Genomic DNA, 21,278 nt, shown 5'->3' on the forward strand with positions numbered 1-21,278 from the left:
ATCGCACCAAAGTGTCATATTTGATACATAATCCTTATATTTCGTAAATACTTGTTAACATTTATTAATTCTAGAGCTTTTTCGTGAAAAGTCTCATGCAAAATATATATTTACTCAAAACTTTGAACTTCATCTAAGAAAGTGGACCGATGTCACGGTTTTTTTGAAACCCTATGAAAAGTAAGGTATTTAGCCTCCAATCATCACAGTTGGCATACCTAGAACAATTGTACCGCCGTGGCTGGTTGTATCTCCCATGCGTGCTGCTGGTTTACTCATTATGAGCACAGTGGCACTGCCTTTGATGATGCTATCTGGAGGCCCGACACATACGCACATGTCCCCAAGCGTCGCGGCTGGCATATTGCCAATGAGAACGGTTGGTACTCCGGGCCCACTGATTGGCCCACCTACGTGAGGGATCGGCGGAACAGCGGGTGTCTGCATTGGGCAAACGTGCATGTCAGTTAATCGTGCAGCTAACGTCATCAGTAACTCCTATGCCTTACTGCCTTTGGCAAGCTCAAGGGCAATTCCAATAGATTTCTTATAGTACTCGCCGGTTTTATCCCAATTGGGCAGTGCTGCGGAGTGGTTTATCGCGCCTGCTACCGCTTTCGAATACAGAAAAGGGTCTGGGAGTACATTGGGTAAATCAGGTGCCACAATGCTGCCAGAACCATTCCAAAATACGGCTTGGGCTAACCAAGAAGGCCCGCAATTTAATTTGAGCTTATTAGAGAATAGTTCACTCTTGCGCCGTTGCTCTTCTGATGGCGATTTGACCCACGCTTTAGCTGTGGAAATACATTGCTTTTGCATTGCAGACCAGACGTCATTTCTTGCATCGAGCGTGTGCGCGCCCCACCAAATGGCCTCTCGAACCGGTAGCCCGTGAGCCAGAAACTGAACTAAATCGAAATAGAGCTCGTTTTCCAACAACGCTTCAATGGAGTCATCAATATTGAGTTCTTCATCGATCAGCGCTTGAGCTTCATCAGAGCTTGAGAACCTATCGAGTAACTGTCGGCCTGTCTGATACGGAATCTTTTTATACATGTTTTCGTTCTACCTAAATTTGTACTGCGGCGTGGTTTAAGTGCTGGCGATTTAAATTCGCTAATTCACCTTAACAATCGCACCTTTTAATTCACCCATCACGCCACCATCGAAAGTGCCTTTTAGGCCGGATTTAAACTCGGCACTTAGTGAACCTTCAGCTGAGAGGGTGGTATCGGCTTTAATCGCGACACTGAGCCCTTTAATGCTATTGGAGCTCGTTGCTTCTAGAGCCGTGGTAACGCCTGAAATCTTGTTTGCAGATGTAGCCTTGCTGGTCACGTTCATCCCTTCGAGATTGAGCGCACTGCTGGCTTTGATATCAATATTGCTAGCTTCGATACTGATTGAAGATGAAGACATGGTGATCTTACTTGAGCCAACGGTCAGCTCTATCTTGTCATCAGCTTCAAGTGAAATGGATTTGCCTTTCTCACTGATCGCTTTATCCGAGCTAAGTGTGTAGTTATCTTCTGTTGAGACGGTCACTTGCTTGGTGGTTTTCTGAATCAGCTCACCTTTGATCGTCTCCGTCAGGTTGTTCTCGACCTCTTTGGTGAAGTCTTTGGTCGCGTGCATGTACAACAGCTCATTATCTTTCTTGTCATCGAAATAGATCTCATTCGCTAAGCCACTTAATTTGGTGCTAATCCCTGTTTTTGTGGCGTTCGCCTCTTTGTAAGGTGGCGGGTTTTTACTGTTATAAACACTTCCTGTGATAATCGGTTGGTCAGGGTCGCCATCAATGAAGCTGACTAATACCTCTTGTCCGACTCTCGGAATAAACTGAGCACCGTAACCACTGCCTGCCATCATTTGAGCGACACGCACATAGCAACTTGTTTTGTCACCAGAGGCTTCGGTATCCCAATGAAATTTAATACGTACACGGCCTTGATCGTCTTGATTGATTTCACCTGCCGTACTGCCTGCGACAATCGCGCTTTGCAAACCGTGGATTTTGGCTTTGTCTCTCGGTGACGGGTAATTCGGAATTGATGTATCGAGTAGGGTAAGTTTGGTCTCACAGTGATTATCTGTGTTGTATCGAATGTGAAGTTCTGTGACCAGATAATCGCCGAGTTGAGACTTATCTAAATGGGAAGATAATGAGAACCAAGTGCCTAATTCAAATGAATCGTGTTGAGCTTCGGCTTCAACGGTTTGATAACTTTGTTCGAGCTGTTCTATTCGCCTTTTGACTAGGTTGCTAGCGAGATCTTCCATGCCACCAGTGATACCAAGGTTAGGGTAAAACTGCTTGGTCAACTTGGTGTTGTTGGCGATCTTATGGCTGGACTTCTTCTCCTTACTGCTCACCAATTTGGTTTGTGAGTAGTCGTAGCTGGTTAGCTCAATACTAGCACCATGAAATTGACCCTGTGGCATCCATTTGTTGATTAATGGATTGCTGCCTGATGGGACCTCAATCATGTCGAGTTTGCTAGCATCCGACTTTTGAAAGGGGCTCTGCGCATCTTGCAGCATCATTAGATGATCGGAATCGCTGTGTTGAAAAAAGTAGTGAACGCCTTCTTCTGCGAGCAATCGGGTTACGAAATCAAAGTCGCTTTCATCGTATTGAACGCAATATTCACGTTTAGACGAAGGCATGGTGCCCGTCTTATAAGAGCCACTGAAGCCTGCTTGGGTCAACACGTCTGAAACGATGTCTTTCGTTGATTGGTTTTGGTAAACGCGGAAAGAGTGGGTGTGCTTCAATAACCAGAACCAAGGCCTTAGAGTGACGCGGTAACTAGAGTACTGCAGGTTACCGTCCATACCCAGTAATTGAACCTGCGTAACAATACCGTTGAATACTCGCGTAGCGGTCAAATTATCGGTGTCATTAACGAAGCGGGTAATAGAGAGCTTTTGCCCCAATTGCTCATCGATGACAAAGTTTTTTGAGATAATGGTTAGTTCGATTTTAAAAGGCTTCGATAAGTACTCAGAAATAGCAAAATCGCTGACTGCATGCTCGTTGCTTTTAGAATCTTTTGCCACAATAGTGCTGGCAGAAGGGGAGAAATTATCCGTCATAGGCTCGCCTGATAATGCTCGAAGATGTTCTGACATAAGGTTATGTCGATACTAACGAACTGACTTAATGTTAAAATTTTATATCTAAATTTATAGCATAAAGTAAATAATATAATAAGCCTGACAACAAAGGCGTGAGGTGTTTCCATTTTATGAAAACTAATACCATTAAATTAATTATGGTAATTGGCAGCTGATTTATATTGTTAAATGTCATTTAAATACAATGATATTGCGACGTAGAAGGGGATATAGGGAGATCTTGAATAATATATAGAATAATGTGTTGCTAGAGATAGTATGCCGTAGTAATAATATAAATATTGCTAGCATGTTACATTTCTGGGCTAGTGGTTATTCAAGGATAGAATAATGGCAAACACAAAAATCTCGTTGCGGTTTACCGTTGGAGGGATGTTTTTACTTGCGACAGTGCTGACGGCGATCGTCGCGGTTTCACTTCAATACTACTTCAGTAAGAAAATGGCGACCGAGCATACCTTGTCGAAGTTGACCATGGTATCTCAGGATTTAAGCGATCATATCGGCAACGTCGATTCAGATGCGATAAATACCGCTCGCTTACTCTCTTCAGTACATCGCTCTATTAGTCATCAAATCTCTCGAGAAGAGTCGCGCGGGATCCTCTCAGAAGCGATAAAAGATAACCCTCTTTTTTACAGTATTTATATAGGTTCTTCTAACGAACGCTTCTTCCAAATTATCAATCTGGAATCTTCTCCTTTTGTTAGAGAAAAAATTGGTGCTGATCGCTCAGATCGCTGGGTGGTGATCGAGATAAGCGACAGGGAAGAAGGGCGGATTCGTACGACTAAGTATTACGACCTTGAATTTAACCTTAGAGACTCAAAGACTGAACCGAGCAATTACTTTCCTACGACACGGCCTTGGTATGTTTCCGCAAATACAGAGACGGTTGAGAAAACACAGCCTTATCTTTTCCAGCATCTTCAGATCACGGGACAAACTTATTCCTTAGCTTTTGAATCAAAGGCCGTTGGTGACACGCAACATGTAATTGGCATTGATATCGTGTTGTCTTCGTTAGCGAGTAAGCTATCTGCGAGCGCGTTAGGTTTAGATGAAGACAGTCAGGTTGAGTCCTTTTTGTACTCCAAATCGGGCAATATCATTGCGTCTAATCGAGACACTGAAACGAAACATGCACTCCCTCAGGCAAGTAAAATCGATTGGTCTGCTCAGCAACAAGCCGTCATTGAGAACACACCTCCTTTGTTACTCTCTAATCAAAGCGATTGGGGGCCAATGGATTTCGCGGTATCTGGACAACCACACGGTTATGCGATTGATCTTTTGAAAATGGTCAGTGAAGTGAGTGGTGTTAAGTTCGAGTTTGTTAATGGCTTTTCGTGGGCAGAGCTAACGGGCAAGTTTCATGAGGGAAGCATCGATGGTTTGCACTCTATTCAGAATTACGAAAGCAACGGAGTAAAAGGCTTATACACGGATGCAATCTACGAGTTACCTTTCTCTGTTGTGACGCGAGAAAACGCACAGATGGTCTCAAACTATGGAGATCTCAGCGGAAAAAAGGTGGCGATTTTATCTGGGTGGTCGGTTATTCCTCAACTCAGAAATGACTTCCCAAATATTGAGCTCGTAGAGTTTCCTAGTATGGAATTGGCATTTGATGCTGTTGATCGTGGTGAGAGCTTTGCAGTACTCGACGCTAAGCCTGTGTTGGAATTCTCATTGGATAAGTTTTTCCATGCAAGGCTGAAAGTTAATGAAGTACTGTTGGATCTCAAAGCTAATTACCCAAACCAATTCCACATTGTGCTGCAGAACAAACATCAACAGCTATTACCAATCCTAAATCAAGCCATTCGCGCACTCACTGATGAACAAAAAGCAGTGTTGTCACAAAAATGGTTCCATCATCATGCTCTCAACACAGGTACAACCATTCCTTACACTGAGCTTTATGAACGTACTGCAACGGCTACTACCGAAGGCGAAATGGTTAAGATTGTGCTCAATGGAGAACCTAAGCGTCTTTATCTGAAAAAGATTGAAACGGGCGAGCACTATTCTGAATATTTTGCCGTTGCGATACCGGAAGCAGAAATCTACAGCGCGGTAAACAAACGAGTTGCTACGTCTATTGGTGTGACGGTGCTTCTTATGAGCCTAACCTTGCCAGTAGCTTGGATCTTTGGTGCGCCTATTGTTCGACCGATCCGTCAACTCAAAGCTGAAACGCAAAAAATTAGGCAGCGTGATTACGACAATGTGTCTGTGCTTAATACGCGAATTAAAGAGGTATGGGAGCTGTCTGTGGCAGTGAAAGGCATGGCGGCAGAGATTAAGCAGCATGAACAGACACAAGAGGCGTTTGTGGAGTCGTTTATCAAGCTTATCGCCCAAGCTATCGATGATAAATCCGCTTATACGGCAGGGCACTGTAATCGTGTACCAGAACTAGGCTTGATGTTGGCTGACGCGGCTGAGAAATCACAGTCCGATCATTTCAAAGATTTTGAGTTTAAAAATGATGACGAACGTCGTGAGTTCAGAATTGCGGCTTGGCTTCACGATTGTGGCAAGATCACGACACCTGAACACATCGTCGATAAAGGTACGAAGCTAGAAGCGAACTACAACCGAATTCACGAGGTGAGAACTCGATTTGAAGTACTTTGGCGTGATGCGGAAATCACCGCTTTGAGAAAGCAACTTGAAGGTACGCTATCAACGCAACAGATAACCGATGAGCTTGTGGCAACCAAACAACAGCTGCAAGATGACTTTACTTTTATCGCGACATCGAACGTTGGTGGTGAATTCATGAGTGATGACAAAGTCGCTCGTATTCGCTCGATAGCTGAGACGACTTGGACACGTAACTTTGATGATCAACTTGGTTTATCGCCGGTAGAGGCGTTGAACCGAGAACCGAGTGCAAGCTTACCTGCGACAGAGCCACTGTTAAGTGATAAAGCAGAGCATATAGTGAAAAGAGATAGACCGTTAGAGTTTGACCCGAAACATCAAATCAAAATGGATGTACCTGAGCATTTATACAACCTAGGCGAAGTCTACAATCTGAGTATTGCACGCGGCACGTTGACTGCTGAAGACAGATTCAAGATAAACGAGCACATGCTTGCTACGATTAAGATGCTAGAGAACTTACCATTCCCGAAAGAACTAAGCCGTGTTCCTCAATATGCTTCGACGCATCATGAAACACTCAAAGGTACGGGATATCCAAGGAAGCTGACAGGTGATGACCTATCAATCCCAGAACGTATTCTGGTGATCTCCGATATTTTTGAGGCGTTGACCGCTGCGGATAGGCCTTATAAGAAGGCGAAGCCAATCAGTGTTGCTGTCGACATCATGTATAAAATGGCGTTGGACGAGCATCTCGATATCGAACTGTTTAGATTGTTCTTAACCAGCGGTACTCACCTGCGTTATGCAGAAGAGTATCTCAAACCGGAACAAGTTGATTTCGTTGATATCAACAAATACCTCGAACTTACTCGTCAGATAGCTTGATTAAAGGTTGGCTTGTTAGAACGGGTTCGATGAATGAAAGGCGCACATGAGTGCGCCTTTTTTATATCTGTTTATTGGTGAGCAGGTGGATAGACAAAGAGGGAGCTGCGATTGACAAGTTTGGCGATAAGTTGTCGACACATTGATTCCAAATAATTTTAGAGTAGATAAGGATTTAGTGGCTCTTACTCTGATTAAATCTATAAATAACAGATGGTTGAGTTGTTTTTAGTGTCCTTTTGGATAAGTTTTTATCGTCTATAAAAAATACTACCTTAGTCTAAATTGTCGACAATTAGCTTGATTGTCGACAATTTGATCGTGTATTTTATGTTCATGTTATGGAATTGTTGACAATTAAGGTTCGGCAATTAGAAGTGAGCAGCGTGAATATGAATACTGCGATAAAAGATCTCAGCTTAAGTACAAACACGAAAACACGTGTGAACGATAAAGAGAACACTAAATCAGAAAACCTCACTGAGTATCTCGTTGAGGCGATTGTTAACGGTGAATTACCACCGGGTAGTAAGATCTCGGAACCTGAACTGGCTAAACGCTTTGAGGTAAGCCGAGGTCCACTACGTGAAGCGATAATGCGTGTTGAAGGGCTTGGCTTGATTGAACGCATTCCTCATGTAGGGGCTCGAGTTATTACCTTTTCGGCAGACAAACTACTCGAGTTGTACGCGGTGCGAGAGGCATTGGAAGGCATGGCGGCTCGCTTAGCAGCGCGACATATCACACAAGAAGAGCTTGTCGGGCTTGAAGGGTTATTGTCGACACACTCAAAACACATCGATGAAGTCGAAGGTTCTTCTTACTTTCATCAACATGGGGATTTTGATTTTCATTACCGCATTATTAAAGCGAGTCGTAACAGCAAACTCATTTCGTTGTTGTGTGACGAGCTTTATCACTTATTACGCATGTATCGCTATCAATCGCCAAGAGCACAATCTCGACCAAAAGAGGCGCTCGACGAACACAAATACATCCTGCAAGCGATTCGTAACCGTGATGAAGAGCTGGCAGAAATGCTAATGCGAAGACACATCTCGGGAAGCCGATTGCTTATAGAACAACAAATTCAATCCAAAGATCTTGATTAACTGACGACTGGTATTTGCCAGCGGTTCTTCGCAGACGAGAGCTAAACATCAGTAGTTATAAAAGTTAGATAGAAATAAACAATTAACAGGGAGCGTCATTATGAAGTTATCAGCAGGAGCTAAGTTCCGACAAGCTGTGCAAGACAACGACCCATTGCAGATCGTCGGTACGGTGAATCCGTATTGCGCGATGATGGCAAAGAACTTGGGGCATCAGGCGATCTATTTGTCTGGTGGAGGTATCGCCAATGCGTCTTATGGGTTGCCTGATTTAGGCATCACCACATTGAACGATGTGTTGGTCGATGTTGAACGTATTACTAACGCATGTAATCTGCCATTGCTGGTGGATATCGATACGGGTTTTGGGGGCGCATTTAATATTGCACGGACCATTCGAGCTATGGAAAAAGCGGGTGCAGCTGCGATTCATATGGAAGACCAAGTTGCGCAAAAACGCTGTGGTCATCGACCAAATAAAGCGATTGTGAGCCAGCAAGAGATGGTCGATAGAGTCAAAGCGGCAACCGATGCCAGAGCCGATGACAGCTTTGTGATTATGGCGCGTACCGATGCATTAGCAGTTGAAGGCATTGATAGCGCGATTGAGCGAGCGATAGCTTGTGTTGAAGCGGGCGCGGACATGATCTTCCCTGAGGCCATGAATCAGCTCGATCAATACGTGAAGTTCTCGGCAGCGCTGAAATCAGCAACGGGTAAGCACGTGCCTATTCTTGCGAACATCACTGAATTTGGCCAAACACCACTCTACAACTGTAACGAGTTGGCCCAATCAAGTGTGGACATGGTGCTCTATCCGTTGAGTGCGTTCCGTGCGATGAACAAAGCGGCGGAGAATGTTTACAAGCACTTGCTAGTTGAAGGCAATCAAGAAGCTCTGTTGGATTCAATGCAAACCCGTAAGGAGCTTTACGAACACTTGAATTACCACGACTACGAGAACAAGCTTGATCAGTTGTTTTCAAGCGAAGGGTAACCTAGTTTCAATTAATCAAAAATCAACTTAATCCAATAACGTGAAATGGTTAGTCGCCATATCCAGTACCGATGATAAAGATCACCGGACACATAAACAGGCAGCACCAAAGAGTGCAGGCGGCTAACACAGAAAAGGAGTTCACCATGTCTGTATCTTTGAGTGATAAAGCAGCTGTCGAAAAGGCTTCAACAGAAAACCAACAACAAAGCGAAAAAACAGCCAGCGCACCTGCCATCGGTGGTGCTGGTCTACGTGGCCAGAGTGCGGGAACCACGGCGCTATGTACGGTCGGAAAATCAGGAACCGGCTTAACCTACCGTGGTTATGATATTACCGATCTTGCTAATCATGCTCAGTTCGAAGAAGTGGCGCATCTGTTACTAAGAGGTCATTTACCCAGTGAAAAAGAGTTAGACGATTACAAAACATTGTTGATTGGTTTGCGAGGCTTGCCTGAACCTTTGAAAGCAGCACTAGAGCTTATCCCTGCAGACGCTCATCCTATGGATGTGATGAGAACGGGGTGTTCAATGCTAGGTAATCTAGAGCAAGAGTCTGATTTTTCTGGCCAATTGTCCGCGACCGAACGAATGCTTGCGCTTTTCCCTGCGATTATTTGTTACTGGTACCGCTTTAGCCATGATGGCGTGCGCATTGATACTGAAGATCAAAGTGAAGCGTATTTGGGTGGCTACTTCTTGAAAATGCTAACGGATAAAGCACCGAGTGAACTTCATAAGAAGGTGATGCACTGCTCGCTAACCCTGTACGCCGAACATGAGTTTAATGCCTCTACTTTTGCTGCTCGTGTGTGTGCATCAACTCTGTCTGATATCCATTCGTGCGTTACAGCAGCGATTGGTACGTTGAGAGGTCCTTTACATGGCGGTGCAAATGAAGCGGCGATGGAAATGATTCAAGATTGGCAAACCGCCGATGAAGCTGAAACTAACATCATGCAGATGCTTGCTAACAAAGACAAAATCATGGGCTTCGGTCATGCCATTTATCGTGAAAGTGACCCACGAAATGCTTTAATCAAGCGTTGGTCAAAAGAGCTTGCTCAAGAGGTGGGAGATAAACAGCTTTACGCCGTTTCAGAGCGTGTTGAAGCTGTAATGAAGCGCGAGAAAGGGCTGTTCTGTAATGCGGACTTCTTCCATGCATCGGCTTACCACTTCATGGACATCCCAACCAAATTGTTTACTCCTATCTTCGTGATGAGCCGCCTTACGGGTTGGACGGCACACGTATTCGAGCAAAGAGAAAACAATCGAATTATTCGTCCAAGTGCAGACTACACCGGGCCAGAGCATCAAGACTGGCTACCAATCCATTTACGTTAGTCCTCTATATCGAGCCGACTTATATCTCGAGGTGACTTTTCTCTTCATGTGATAAGGCCTCGAGAGCCAACGAATAGCATTTAACAGATAATGGTGGATGTATGTCTGATGTAAAACTTGAAAGAAACCAAGAGCTTGATGAAAGCAAGTATCGAAAGGTTCTACTGGGAACGGGCTTAGAATATTTCGACGCTTGCGAAGCGATAGAAGCAATATCCCCAGGCGCTTACAAAACCTTGCCTTATACGTCGCGAGTGTTGGCGGAACAATTGGTAAGACGCTGTGATCCTGAAACCCTTGAAGACAGCTTAAAACAGATCATTGACCGTAAGAGCGACTTAGATTTCCCTTGGTATCCTGCTCGCGTGGTGTGTCATGACATTCTTGGTCAAACCGCTTTGGTTGATTTGGCTGGATTAAGAGACGCGATTGCCGACCAAGGCGGAGACCCTGCCAAGGTTAATCCAGTGGTCGAAACCCAGCTGATTGTTGACCACTCGTTAGCCGTGGAACATGCAGGCTTTGATAACCAAGCGTTTGATAAAAACCGAGCGATTGAAGAGCGCAGAAACGAAGACCGTTTTCACTTTATAGAATGGTGTAAAACTGCGTTTAAGAACGTGAGTGTGATTCCTGCAGGGAACGGGATCATGCACCAGATCAACTTGGAGAAGATGTCTCCGGTGATTCAATCCAAAGAGGGCATCGCGTTTCCTGATACTTGTGTCGGCACAGACAGCCATACACCGCACGTTGATGCTCTGGGCGTTATTGCGATTGGTGTGGGCGGCTTGGAAGCTGAAACTGTGATGCTCGGTCGTCCGTCAATGATGCGTTTGCCTGATATTGTCGGCGTTAAACTGACGGGTCAACGACAAGAAGGGATAACCGCAACGGATATTGTGCTTGCGATTACTGAGTTCCTTCGAAATGAGAGAGTGGTCTCAAGCTATTTGGAATTCTTCGGTGAAGGGGCTCGTGCACTGACCATTGGTGACCGCGCAACCATCTCCAACATGACGCCAGAATACGGCGCGACAGCGGGTATGTTTTACATCGATGAGCAGACCATTCAATACCTCAAGCTTACAGGGCGAGAGCCAGAACAGGTTGAATTAGTTGAACGCTACGCTAAGCAAACTGGGCTATGGGCTGACGATTTAGATTCAGCTCAATATGAGCGCGTACTTGAGTTTGATCTGTCGAAGGTTGAGCGTAATCTTGCAGGACCTTCGAACCCTCATCGTCGTTTGCCAACCAGAGAGCTGGCTGAACAAGGCATCAGTCAAACATCTTGGAAAGAGCAGCATGCTAAGCAGTACAGCGACGAGCAAATGCCCGATGGTGCCGTAATCATCGCAGCAATTACCTCTTGTACCAACACCAGCAATCCAAGAAACGTAGTCGCCGCAGCATTGGTGGCTAAGAAAGCCAATCAGCTTGGATTAGTTCGTAAGCCGTGGGTGAAAACGTCATTTGCGCCGGGTTCTAAAGTTGCCAAGCTCTATCTTGAGTCGGCAGGTTTGCTTCCTGAACTTGAACAATTAGGCTTTGGTATCGTCGGCTATGCGTGTACGACATGTAACGGAATGAGTGGGGCGTTGGATCCTAAAATCCAACAAGAGGTCATCGACCGCGACCTGTATTCAACCGCGGTGTTATCAGGGAATCGAAACTTCGATGGTCGAATCCATCCCTATGCAAAACAAGCGTTTTTAGCCTCACCGCCATTGGTGGTTGCTTACGCGTTGGCTGGCACGATTCGCTTTGATATCGAGAAAGACAGCTTAGGCACTGACAACAATGGCAAGCCAATCTACTTAAGTGATTTATGGCCGAGTGATGCCGAGATCGATGCTGTTGTCGGTGAGCATGTTAAGCCTCAGCAATTCCAACAAATCTACGTAAAAATGTTCCAGCCAGGTGATGATCAGGTAACGACTGAACCGCTTTATGACTGGCGACCTCAAAGTACCTATATTCGCAGGCCACCTTATTGGGAAGGAGCTCTTGCGGGAGAGCGAAGCCTATCTGGTATGAGGCCTTTGGCTATTCTGGGTGACAACATCACCACAGATCACTTATCTCCATCAAATGCGATTCTCGCTTCGAGCGCGGCGGGGGAATACCTCACCAAAATGGAAGTGCCGGAAGAGGATTTTAACTCTTACGCGACCCATCGAGGTGATCACTTAACCGCGCAACGAGCAACATTCGCCAACCCTAAGCTGTTTAACGAAATGGTGAAGGACGCTGGAGAAGTCGTCCAAGGTTCATTGGCAAGAGTTGAACCCGAGGGTCAAGTTACGCGAATGTGGGAAGCGATAGAAACCTACATGAACCGAAAACAGCCTTTGATTGTCGTGGCGGGTGCGGATTATGGACAAGGTTCATCGCGTGACTGGGCAGCCAAAGGTGTGCGCTTAGCGGGTGTTGAAGTGATTGTGGCTGAAGGGTTTGAACGAATTCACAGAACCAACTTGGTTGGCATGGGTGTGCTGCCTCTGCAATTCAAAGCGGGGACCAATCGCAACACCTTAGAGCTGGATGGCACTGAGCTTTACGACGTGTACGGTGACATCCAAGCAGGTTCTGATTTGGCTTTAGTGATCACTCGTAAAAACGGTGAAAAGCTTGATGTGCCAGTAACCTGCCGACTAGATACCGCAGACGAAGTGAACGTGTATAGCGCTGGTGGCGTGTTGCAACGTTTCGCCAAAGACTTTCTCGCCCAGTAGGAGCTGGTTATGAACATCAAACAGATAAAAGTACCTGCTACCTACATGCGGGGCGGAACAAGCAAAGGTGTCTTTTTCAATTTAGAAGAGTTACCTGAAGCTGCGCAAGTCGCCGGAGAAGCACGAGACGCATTGCTTCTGCGTGTGATTGGCAGCCCGGATCCTTATGGCAAGCAAACCGATGGCATGGGGGGGGCAACATCCAGTACCAGTAAAACCGTTATTGTTTCGAAAAGCAGAAAAGCCGATCACGATGTTGATTACCTCTTTGGTCAAGTGGCAATAGATAAGCCGTTCGTTGATTGGAGCGGTAACTGCGGAAACTTATCTGCAGCGGTTGGCCCATTTGCTATTTATAGTGGCCTAGTCGATTCAAACCGTATTCCAGAAAACGGAGTGGTCGAGGTGCGAGTATGGCAAGTAAACATAGAGAAAACCATCATTGTTCACGTGCCTATCGTTAATGGTGAAGTCCAAGAGTTAGGTAACTTTGAACTCGACGGTGTGACTTTCCCCGCCGCTGAGATTCAAGTCGATTTTCTAGACCCAGCCGATGCGAGTGGGTCGATGTTTCCAACAGGGAATGTTGTCGATTTCTTAGATGTTCCTGAGCTGGGTTGTATCAAAGCGACTTACATCAATGCCGGGATACCAACCATTTTTGTTGATGCTGAATCGGTTGGTTATCAAGGTACAGAGCTTCAATCGGATATTAACAGTGATTCAAAAGCCTTGGCTCTGTTTGAATCCATCCGAGCACATGGTGCAGTTGCGATGGGACTTATTGATTCCCTAGAGCAAGCTGAATCACGCCAACACACTCCTAAAGTCGCGTTTGTTGCTAAGCCTCAAGCTTACCAAGCCTCAAGTGGTAAAGCGGTTGCTGTTGAAGATACTGACCTTCTGGTGCGTGCTTTGTCTATGGGGCAATTGCACCATGCCATGATGGGTACGGCTGCGGTCGCCATTGCTTCAGCGGCCAGTGTTCCGGGTACGTTAGTTAACTTGGCAGTCGGTGAGGGTTATCGAGATTTTGTGACCTTTGGACACCCGTCAGGAACCTTAAAGGTAGGTGCGAAAGCGCTGCAGACCGAAAGTGGGTGGAGAATTGAGAGGGCGATTATGAGTCGTAGTGCCCGAGTGATCATGGAAGGTGCCATTCGTGTGCCTTTTCCCAAGTAAAGCGATTGTCGTGAACGGTTAAATGTTCACGAACACTACGCTGAGAAAAGAGTGCACCCAAGTGACACTGCTAAAAGCTAGTTGCTTGGACAAATGGATAAATCATGGAGGAGGCACTATGTCTGCTACGAATCGAATGACTAGAAAAACAGATTACATCACCGAGTATCAATGGGCGAGGGAAGACCCAAATTCGTTCTGGGAAACACAAGCACAAGCGATAGATTGGTTTGAACCACCTAAAACGATATTACAAACTGATGATAACGGAATTGAGCGTTGGTTTCCTGATGGGGTGATGAACACCTGCTGGCTCGCGCTGGATTATCATTGTGAAAATGGGCGAGGTGACAATACCGCACTGATTTACGACTCTCCAGTTACAGGAACTCAATCCTCGTACACTTACAATCAATTGCGTAACCAAGTGGCTAAAGTCGCTGGTATGTTAGCCACGCAAGGCGTTACCAAAGGCGATCGTGTGGTGATCTACATGCCGATGATTCCTGAAGCGGCAATGGCAATGTTGGCCTGTGCACGACTTGGCGCGGTGCATTCGGTGGTGTTTGGCGGATTCGCCCCTCATGAGCTTGCTGTTCGAATTGAAGATGCCGAGCCCAAGGTGTTGATTACTGCCTCCTGCGGTGTCGAGATAAACAAAGTCTTGCCATATAAGCCGATGGTTGATCGCGCGATCATGGACAGCCGATGGAAGCCTGAAAAAGTAGTGGTATTCCAAAGAGAGCAGTCTCTAGCCGAATTGAACAACGAACGCGATGTACTTTGGCAACAAGCGGTTAACGATGCTTTGCCTCACGTGTGTGTGCCCGTTCTAGCAACTGACCCACTATATATCTTGTATACATCAGGAACGACGGGTAAGCCAAAAGGCGTGGTGCGCGATAATGGTGGTCATGCGGTCGCCATGAAATACTCGATGAGCACTATCTACGATATGCCGCAAGATGGCGTGTTTTGGGCGGCTTCTGATGTCGGATGGGTAGTGGGGCATTCCTATATTGTGTATGCGCCATTGATTCATGGCTGTACGACCATTTTGTTTGAAGGCAAGCCAGTCAGAACGCCAGATCCCGGCGCATTCTGGCGTGTGTGTGAAGAATACAAGGTCGATGTATTGTTTTCTGCTCCAACGGCATTTAGAGCCATTAAGAAAGAAGATCCTGAAGGCGAGTTGCTCACCAAGTATGACTTATCATCGCTCAAGTCGATTTTTATGGCGGGAGAGCGTTTGGATCCGCCAACATTAGACTGGGTTGAATCTCATACGAGCAAACCGGTTATCGACCACTGGTGGCAAACGGAGACTGGTTGGGCTATCTCTGCGAATCCTACAGGGCTAGAGTCTTTACCTGTAAAAGCGGGTTCTTCAACCAAACCTGTTCCGGGTTACCAAGTCGAGATCCTCAATGAGTTGGGTGAAATCGCACAAACGAATCAACAAGGTTTTGTGGCTCTTAAACGCCCGTTGCCACCCGGTTGTCTACCAACAGTTTGGCGTAATCATGATCGATTTGAATCTGGCTATCTGAGCCAATTCCCGGGCTATTATGTTTCTGGGGACGGTGGCTATCTTGATGAAGATGGGTATCTATTTATCATGGGCCGTATCGACGATGTGATAAACGTAGCGGGACACCGTCTGTCGACGGGAGAAATGGAAGAAATCGTTGGCGGTCACCCTGCTATTGCAGAATGTGCGGTAGTCGGGATTCATGATGACTTAAAAGGGCAGTTACCTCTGGGTTTAGTTGTGCTGAAAGATGGCGTAAAAGTGGATGGTACAGAGTTACAAGCTGAACTTGTAGGTAAGGTTCGTAATGAGATCGGCGCTGTAGCCTGTTTTAAGCAAGCCTTGGTTGTTGAGAGACTACCTAAGACACGCTCAGGCAAAATTTTACGCAGAACCATCCGGCAGATCGCAGAAGGTGAACAATATGTGGTGCCTTCGACGATTGACGATCCTACCAGCTTAACGGAAATTGCTGAAAAGCTCGGTAAATAAGTTTTTTGCTTAGGTAATCTGATCTTCGGCTTGTTGATCTATACATAAGCCAGCGTGATGGTTTACCTAAACTCTACTTTATTCATCCGCTTATCCATTGCGTTTACTATGACCTCATTATGAATCCCACATATTGAGGTCTTTTTATGCGAGCTTACTTTTTGTTGATTGCTTTATTGGTCAGTGGTGCTGCTAGTGCCAGTATTTCAAAGGATGAAGCGAGTAGAGCGTTGTTAGAACCTTTGAGTCATCCCAAGGTATTTAAATGTGTGTCCAAGACTGGCGTCGATCTCTATCAAGCGGTTTTTGATATTGGTGTGGGATATGAAGCCGACCCGATCAACTCGAAGATGATCGTTAATTCAAGGAAAGGCCGCTACGAATATCAAATCTTAGGCGCGGTAAGGTCTGAAAGAGCCGGTGAAATTGTCGTGTTGACTCGTCATGTGGGAGACGGTGTTAAAGTTGCCGCGATGATTGATGACGAAAATGGCAAGATACTGGGGATAGGCGATAAAAATCATTATCGAGATTGCGGTGTTAGACCACCACCTAGCGCAGCAAACATGCAAAACTTTTGGTCTAAAGGCTAAGAGAGATATGTGAAAGACAAGAATTATTGAGAAAGCTCGATTGAGGCGACCTTATTGGTCGCCTTTTTTGTTGGTGAGGATAAAGCGAGCTCAAAGCTATATATCATTAATCAGTTATGTGATGGCTGAATAATACATAGCTGAACATGATGTATCGTCTAAACGTGGCTTTATTTATCTCATTAACGGTTCTGCTTAAGATGGCTCTACTCCAAACGAAGAACTAAGCGAGACTCCTATGAAATTCACTAAACCTTTTCTTTTAGCGACACTGATTGTGACTCTTTCTGGTTGCGCATCACCAGCAATGGATAACGAAAATGAGAATGCAGCACGTAATCGTGGTGCTGTAGGTGGTGCTTTACTAGGAGCAACAGCAGGCGCTCTAACTGGAGATGCGAGTTTAGCCGTGAAGGGCGCTGCATTAGGTGGCGTGACCGGTGGCGTTGCGGGTTCAATGAAAGATACGGACGATGCAAGAAACGCACAACGAACCCAAGTTACTGCTGATGGTCTAGCGAAAGACAATCGCACCGATGCAGAAAAGCGAGTTGCTGAAGTAGAGGCGGAAATTAAGCTAATTGAACTAGAACAACAACTTGCTGATCTCAAAGAAGAGAAAGAAGATAACGGTGCATAAAGCTGAAGCTACAGCAAAAGCCAGAGCAAAAACCATAGCTTCGATATTCGTTTAATTCAAAATCATTCAAACAGAATGGCCACGTAATGTGGCCGTTTTTGTATCTAAAATACACACTTCAAACAATGAATTAATTCAATAACTTGTATAGATACTCACGCCAAGTAAACTAGACTCAGTTTAGATATTAATTTGGTTTGAGAAGCGCAATAGTCATGAATGTCACCTTAAGGGCCGCAAAGCACGCGGATTTGGAACAACTTAACGAGTTAATGTTCGATCTCCACCATCACCACCACCTTGCTAGCCCAGAGCACTTTAAAACGGCAGAAGAGATTGAGCAGGAAAAAAGCATTGCACGATACTTGGATGACCCTGAATGTTTGGTTTATGTGGCATTAAAAGGTGAGCTCATTGTTGGCTTTATCTCTGGGCATTTTTGTGAGCTTATCTCAACGGTGAGTAAACCAGTGCCGATGGGAAGTGTCGATGAACTGTTTGTCTTGCCTGATTATCGAAAAGAATCGATTGCAGAAAAGTTGTTTAACAAAGTTGAAAGTACTTTTGATGATTATGGGGTTGAACAAGTCTTTGTAGAAGTTTGGGACTTTAACTCACCTGCCAAGGACTTCTATCAAAAAATGGGGTTCACACCTCACATTCAATGGATGAGGAAGGCTTTGCACAAAACGTAGACAGCGATTTTGTGCGGCTTTGATTACAATAGTTCAACTGCAACAGCAGTCTTAAATTTCTTCTATTATTTTTTAGGTAAACTCGTTGGTTATTAGATATTTATTAGTTTTCATACTGTCTCTTTTGAGTACTACTTCCGCTTGGGCAAACAACACTTTGCCCGATCATATCGCGGGCGCCTTGTGTGTAGTACGTGCAGATAACCAAATCGTGTTGGTTGATGAGTTGATCACAGGTCAATTGTCTCTACCGGGAGGCACTGTTGTTTCAGGTGAGCCGCCAGCCGTCGCTGCGCAACGTGAAACGTGGGAAGAGGCGGGTTTGTCGGTAACGGTTGGTGATGTACTGGGTTATACCGACAGTGCCGTCGTGTTTGATTGTATTTCTGACTCTGAAGTGATCAGTTACAAGGCTCGAAATGAGTTAGGCGGCTTTGAGCTGCCGATTTGGTTTGCGCCTCATTACGGCGTGGAAGTCAGCCGAGCGATGTTACTTCCTCCTACTGAGTTGCAAGATCACCAATACCGCTATCCAGAACAGTGGTCTGAGATTAACGAGCTGTTTTTATCTGCGACAGATCAACCGGTAACGTATGTGACCGAGCTGGTGGGCGCAGCACCCAAAGTCCATCAAGTTGAATTAAATTGGATTGTGTCACTTCAAAACGCGTTCGATAAGATGCCAAGCGTGTTTGCGAATACTGTGCTTTTGACTGACTTGTTGGCGAAGCCGTGGGTTTTCATTTTGATATTGCCGCTAATTGCTTGGTACTTTGGCCGTAACTTCGCGTTGAAGTTTGGCTTCACTTTGATCTCGGTTACTTTGCTTACTTTGATCGCACATCAAGGTTTTGGTTTTCCACGTCCACACGCTTACTTGCCAACATTGAAACTGGTGATGAGCAGTGGGTATAGCTTCCCAAGTCTACTGGCTGCCTTGTGGGTTAGTTTAACCTTGTTAGTCTTTTGGAAACTAAAGCGCCTCTTGGAGCAAAAAGCTATTCTGATAGTGCTCGCTGGCCTGCTGTGGATCATGCTATTTAAGTCTTATTCAGGCAGTGCGTTCTTTAGTGATGTATTAATGGGCGGTGTATTAGGCGCGTTAACGACGTGGCATATCGTGAGATTAGACGCGAAACCGGATGTTGATATTAGTGCTTTATTGAGTTCTAAAGGTGTTTGGTGGGCATTGTGCTTACTGTCGATTGTTCTCACGGTTATATGGCCACTGCCAACATTCTCATTCTGGGTGGCGATTTTGATGACGATTGCATGCCTGGTGACGTTAACAGACTCGAAACCTTTGGTTGGTCAGTTCTCATTCAAGATCGTTCTTGGAGTGATGGCGATGTTGTTAGCGGGAAATCTGCTGATTAGCTGGGCTGGAAGCTTTATCTCTTTCAGTGGTATTGCTTCATTTATTATTGAAACGTTACGTTTCCCAATATTGATTCTGTTTGGTGTGGTGGCATTTCGTCTGCCATGGAAAAGAGAGTAATCGACTCGACTAACACAAAATCAAAAAGGCTGTGCAGTGCACAGCCTTTGCCATTTCTGCAACAAGCAAAAAGTAATTCTCATTAGAACCTGCTGAGCGTTTATGAGTTGAAAATAAACTTCTCAATCGCGACTGCGACACCATGGTCGTCGTTGCTCGCTGTGATGTGATCCGCCAGTTTCTTGGTTTCTTCCATTGCGTTTTCCATTGCAATGCCAAGGCCTGCGTATTCAAGCATATGGTGATCGTTTTCAGCATCACCCATGCAGATGACTTCTTCGGCTTTAATGCCTAAGTGTTTCGCTATCGCTTCAATACCGACACCCTTGTTTGATTTCGGGTTTAGGAACTCTAAGAAGAATGGTGCACTTTGTACGATAGTAAACTGAGTCTTAAGCTCTTGTGGCAACTTGCCGATGATTTCAGTCAGCTTGCTTGGTTCAGCGACAATCATGGTCTTGATGATTTCGTGGTCATCTTCTAGTTGAGAAAAGTCGAACTCGGTTATATCTAAGCCATTAATACGCGCTTCAATACCAGTGTACTCATTGTTCTCAGGTGTGATTAAGCCGTGGATCTTGCTGAAAGCATGTACATAACCACCAAGCTGTTCAGCGAGGGCAGCAATCTCTTTTGCGGCTTTACCGTTGCTGATCTCACTGTGAATGATCTCTTTTGTCGATACGTTCTGAACCATAGAACCGTTGTAGAAGAGTACAAAGTCATCTTCACCGTTAATTGATAGCTCATCTAATTTGCTTTGCATGCCTTCTAAAGGGCGACCAGAAGCGAGAACCACTTTCACGCCTGCAGCGCGTGCTTTGGCGATCGCGTCTTTGTTCTCTTGAGATATCACTTTTTCACTGTTGAGTAATGTGCCATCCATATCAAGAGCAATCAGTTTGTACATGTTGTTCCTTACTAAAAAATTAAAAGCTAACGAAATCTATGGGCGAAAGGATAAGGGAACTTGAAAGTTCAGGCTAGGGCTTTGATCAACTCATTTATCAGTACTCATTTGTTTGACCAAAAGGGGGAAGTGCTTTAAGGTCTGCGGTTGATTAATTTCATCAAATGATTGAGCTGAGGGAAAGTTGTACAAGATTAATGAAATGTTTGAAACCATTCAGGGTGAGGGCGTGTTTACTGGCGTTCCCGCTGTTTTTGTTCGTCTGCAAATTTGCCCAGTGGGCTGTTCTTGGTGTGATACCAAGCAGACCTGGGAAGCGTTGCCAGAAGATGAAACCAGCCTTGGCGATATTATGGTTAAGACAGAAGATTCACCTACTTGGTCAGCAATCGATGCTCAAGGAATCGTGAATGAATATATCAAGCAAGGTTACACTGCTAAGCACATTGTGATTACTGGTGGTGAGCCATGCATTTATGATCTTGTTCCTCTTACTGAAGCATTTGAGCAGCACGGTTGTCGCTGTCAGATTGAGACTAGCGGAACATCAGAAGTTAAAGCCACACCGGACACGTGGGTTACGGTGTCACCGAAAGTGGCGATGAAAGCGAAACTGGAAATCTTAGATAGCGCCTTGCAACGTGCTAACGAAATTAAGCATCCAGTAGGTACAAGCAAAGACATCGAACAACTTGACGGTTTATTGGAGCGAGCAGCAGTTCCTAACGACACTGTTATCGCTCTGCAACCAATCAGCCAAAAAGACCGCGCTACTCAGCTTTGTATTGATACCTGCATTGAGCGCAATTGGCGCTTATCAATACAAACTCACAAATATTTGAGCATCGCATAGGTTGTATTTTTACTGGGCAAGATAAGTCGCTAGTAGAAGG

16 protein-coding genes are annotated in these 21,278 nt (G+C 45.3%); 12 read left to right on the forward strand and 4 right to left on the reverse strand.

Annotated features, from left to right (window positions below):
* Nucleotides 1–189: 189 nt before the first annotated feature.
* From AB4484_RS12375 to AB4484_RS12385, 3 genes are read right to left on the reverse strand one after another with little or no spacing between them, the layout of a single operon-like run.
* Nucleotides 190–489 carry a PAAR domain-containing protein gene (locus tag AB4484_RS12375; protein WP_017110734.1) on the reverse strand — a complete coding sequence of 100 codons (300 nt, stop codon included), beginning with the start codon at nt 487–489 and terminating at the stop codon, nt 190–192.
* A 9-nt stretch (nt 490–498) separates the two neighbouring features.
* Nucleotides 499–1,059 carry a DUF6931 family protein gene (locus AB4484_RS12380; RefSeq protein ID WP_372078440.1) on the reverse strand — a complete coding sequence of 187 codons (561 nt, stop codon included), beginning with the start codon at nt 1,057–1,059 and terminating at the stop codon, nt 499–501.
* A 60-nt stretch (nt 1,060–1,119) separates the two neighbouring features.
* A complete protein-coding gene (locus AB4484_RS12385) occupies nt 1,120–3,102 on the reverse strand; it encodes a type VI secretion system Vgr family protein (RefSeq protein ID WP_372078442.1) in 1,983 nt (660 codons plus the stop codon).
* A gap of 372 nt (nt 3,103–3,474) precedes the next feature.
* Here AB4484_RS12385 and AB4484_RS12390 point away from each other — a divergent pair, with 372 nt between their 5' ends.
* The 11 genes from AB4484_RS12390 (at nt 3,475) to AB4484_RS12440 (ending at nt 19,475) form a co-directional block, all read left to right on the forward strand.
* Complete coding sequence (locus AB4484_RS12390; RefSeq protein ID WP_372078444.1) at nt 3,475–6,648, forward strand: HD domain-containing phosphohydrolase; 3,174 nt, start codon at nt 3,475–3,477, stop codon at nt 6,646–6,648.
* Between the two features lie 392 nt (nt 6,649–7,040).
* Complete coding sequence (locus AB4484_RS12395; RefSeq protein ID WP_372078446.1) at nt 7,041–7,760, forward strand: GntR family transcriptional regulator; 720 nt, start codon at nt 7,041–7,043, stop codon at nt 7,758–7,760.
* Nucleotides 7,761–7,860: 100 nt separating this feature from the next.
* Nucleotides 7,861–8,757 (forward strand): methylisocitrate lyase, encoded by an 897-nt coding sequence (gene prpB / locus AB4484_RS12400; protein WP_372078448.1) that lies wholly within the window; start codon nt 7,861–7,863, stop codon nt 8,755–8,757.
* 146 nt (nt 8,758–8,903) lie between these two features.
* Nucleotides 8,904–10,106 carry a 2-methylcitrate synthase gene (gene prpC, locus AB4484_RS12405; protein ID WP_372078450.1) on the forward strand — a complete coding sequence of 401 codons (1,203 nt, stop codon included), beginning with the start codon at nt 8,904–8,906 and terminating at the stop codon, nt 10,104–10,106.
* 101 nt (nt 10,107–10,207) lie between these two features.
* The gene (gene acnD, locus AB4484_RS12410; protein ID WP_372078452.1) at nt 10,208–12,844 is read left to right on the forward strand and encodes a Fe/S-dependent 2-methylisocitrate dehydratase AcnD; all 2,637 of its coding nucleotides are present in this window, start codon (nt 10,208–10,210) and stop codon (nt 12,842–12,844) included.
* 9 nt (nt 12,845–12,853) lie between these two features.
* On the forward strand, nt 12,854–14,026 hold the full coding sequence (gene prpF, locus AB4484_RS12415; RefSeq protein ID WP_372078454.1) for a 2-methylaconitate cis-trans isomerase PrpF: 1,173 nt from the start codon (nt 12,854–12,856) through the stop codon (nt 14,024–14,026).
* A gap of 118 nt (nt 14,027–14,144) precedes the next feature.
* Nucleotides 14,145–16,049: a propionyl-CoA synthetase gene (locus AB4484_RS12420; protein ID WP_372078456.1), complete on the forward strand. Its 1,905-nt coding sequence runs from the start codon at nt 14,145–14,147 to the stop codon at nt 16,047–16,049.
* Nucleotides 16,050–16,195: 146 nt separating this feature from the next.
* Nucleotides 16,196–16,642 (forward strand): hypothetical protein, encoded by a 447-nt coding sequence (locus AB4484_RS12425; RefSeq protein ID WP_048616354.1) that lies wholly within the window; start codon nt 16,196–16,198, stop codon nt 16,640–16,642.
* Between the two features lie 238 nt (nt 16,643–16,880).
* Nucleotides 16,881–17,282: a glycine zipper domain-containing protein gene (locus tag AB4484_RS12430; RefSeq protein WP_059020357.1), complete on the forward strand. Its 402-nt coding sequence runs from the start codon at nt 16,881–16,883 to the stop codon at nt 17,280–17,282.
* A 215-nt stretch (nt 17,283–17,497) separates the two neighbouring features.
* The gene (locus AB4484_RS12435; protein ID WP_009846623.1) at nt 17,498–17,977 is read left to right on the forward strand and encodes a GNAT family N-acetyltransferase; all 480 of its coding nucleotides are present in this window, start codon (nt 17,498–17,500) and stop codon (nt 17,975–17,977) included.
* An 85-nt stretch (nt 17,978–18,062) separates the two neighbouring features.
* Nucleotides 18,063–19,475, forward strand: a complete 1,413-nt coding sequence (locus tag AB4484_RS12440) for an NUDIX domain-containing protein (RefSeq protein ID WP_372078458.1) — start codon at nt 18,063–18,065, stop codon at nt 19,473–19,475.
* A 100-nt stretch (nt 19,476–19,575) separates the two neighbouring features.
* Here AB4484_RS12440 and AB4484_RS12445 read toward each other — a convergent pair whose 3' ends face one another.
* On the reverse strand, nt 19,576–20,385 hold the full coding sequence (locus AB4484_RS12445; protein ID WP_372078460.1) for a Cof-type HAD-IIB family hydrolase: 810 nt from the start codon (nt 20,383–20,385) through the stop codon (nt 19,576–19,578).
* 184 nt (nt 20,386–20,569) lie between these two features.
* On the opposite strand from AB4484_RS12445, the gene queE reads away from it, so the two are divergent.
* A complete protein-coding gene (gene queE / locus AB4484_RS12450; RefSeq protein WP_338107884.1) occupies nt 20,570–21,238 on the forward strand; it encodes a 7-carboxy-7-deazaguanine synthase QueE in 669 nt (222 codons plus the stop codon).
* Nucleotides 21,239–21,278 lie beyond the last annotated feature (40 nt).

The organism is Vibrio sp. 10N.261.46.A3 (assembly GCF_041472995.1).
Lineage (GTDB): Bacteria > Pseudomonadota > Gammaproteobacteria > Enterobacterales > Vibrionaceae > Vibrio > Vibrio coralliirubri.

Excerpts from the sequence above, each read along its gene's own strand:
- AB4484_RS12375 (WP_017110734.1), bottom strand. The coding sequence starts at position 489 with ATGACGTTAGCTGCACGATTAACTGACATGCACGTTTGCCCAATGCAG.
- prpF (WP_372078454.1), top strand. The coding sequence starts at position 12,854 with ATGAACATCAAACAGATAAAAGTACCTGCTACCTACATGCGGGGCGGA.
- AB4484_RS12430 (WP_059020357.1), top strand. The coding sequence starts at position 16,881 with ATGAAATTCACTAAACCTTTTCTTTTAGCGACACTGATTGTGACTCTT.
- AB4484_RS12420 (WP_372078456.1), top strand. The coding sequence starts at position 14,145 with ATGTCTGCTACGAATCGAATGACTAGAAAAACAGATTACATCACCGAG.
- AB4484_RS12435 (WP_009846623.1), top strand. The coding sequence starts at position 17,498 with ATGAATGTCACCTTAAGGGCCGCAAAGCACGCGGATTTGGAACAACTT.
- acnD (WP_372078452.1), top strand. The coding sequence starts at position 10,208 with ATGTCTGATGTAAAACTTGAAAGAAACCAAGAGCTTGATGAAAGCAAG.
- AB4484_RS12445 (WP_372078460.1), bottom strand. The coding sequence starts at position 20,385 with ATGTACAAACTGATTGCTCTTGATATGGATGGCACATTACTCAACAGT.
- prpB (WP_372078448.1), top strand. The coding sequence starts at position 7,861 with ATGAAGTTATCAGCAGGAGCTAAGTTCCGACAAGCTGTGCAAGACAAC.
- AB4484_RS12390 (WP_372078444.1), top strand. The coding sequence starts at position 3,475 with ATGGCAAACACAAAAATCTCGTTGCGGTTTACCGTTGGAGGGATGTTT.
- prpC (WP_372078450.1), top strand. The coding sequence starts at position 8,904 with ATGTCTGTATCTTTGAGTGATAAAGCAGCTGTCGAAAAGGCTTCAACA.
- AB4484_RS12385 (WP_372078442.1), bottom strand. The coding sequence starts at position 3,102 with ATGACGGATAATTTCTCCCCTTCTGCCAGCACTATTGTGGCAAAAGAT.
- AB4484_RS12380 (WP_372078440.1), bottom strand. The coding sequence starts at position 1,059 with ATGTATAAAAAGATTCCGTATCAGACAGGCCGACAGTTACTCGATAGG.
- AB4484_RS12425 (WP_048616354.1), top strand. The coding sequence starts at position 16,196 with ATGCGAGCTTACTTTTTGTTGATTGCTTTATTGGTCAGTGGTGCTGCT.
- AB4484_RS12395 (WP_372078446.1), top strand. The coding sequence starts at position 7,041 with ATGAATACTGCGATAAAAGATCTCAGCTTAAGTACAAACACGAAAACA.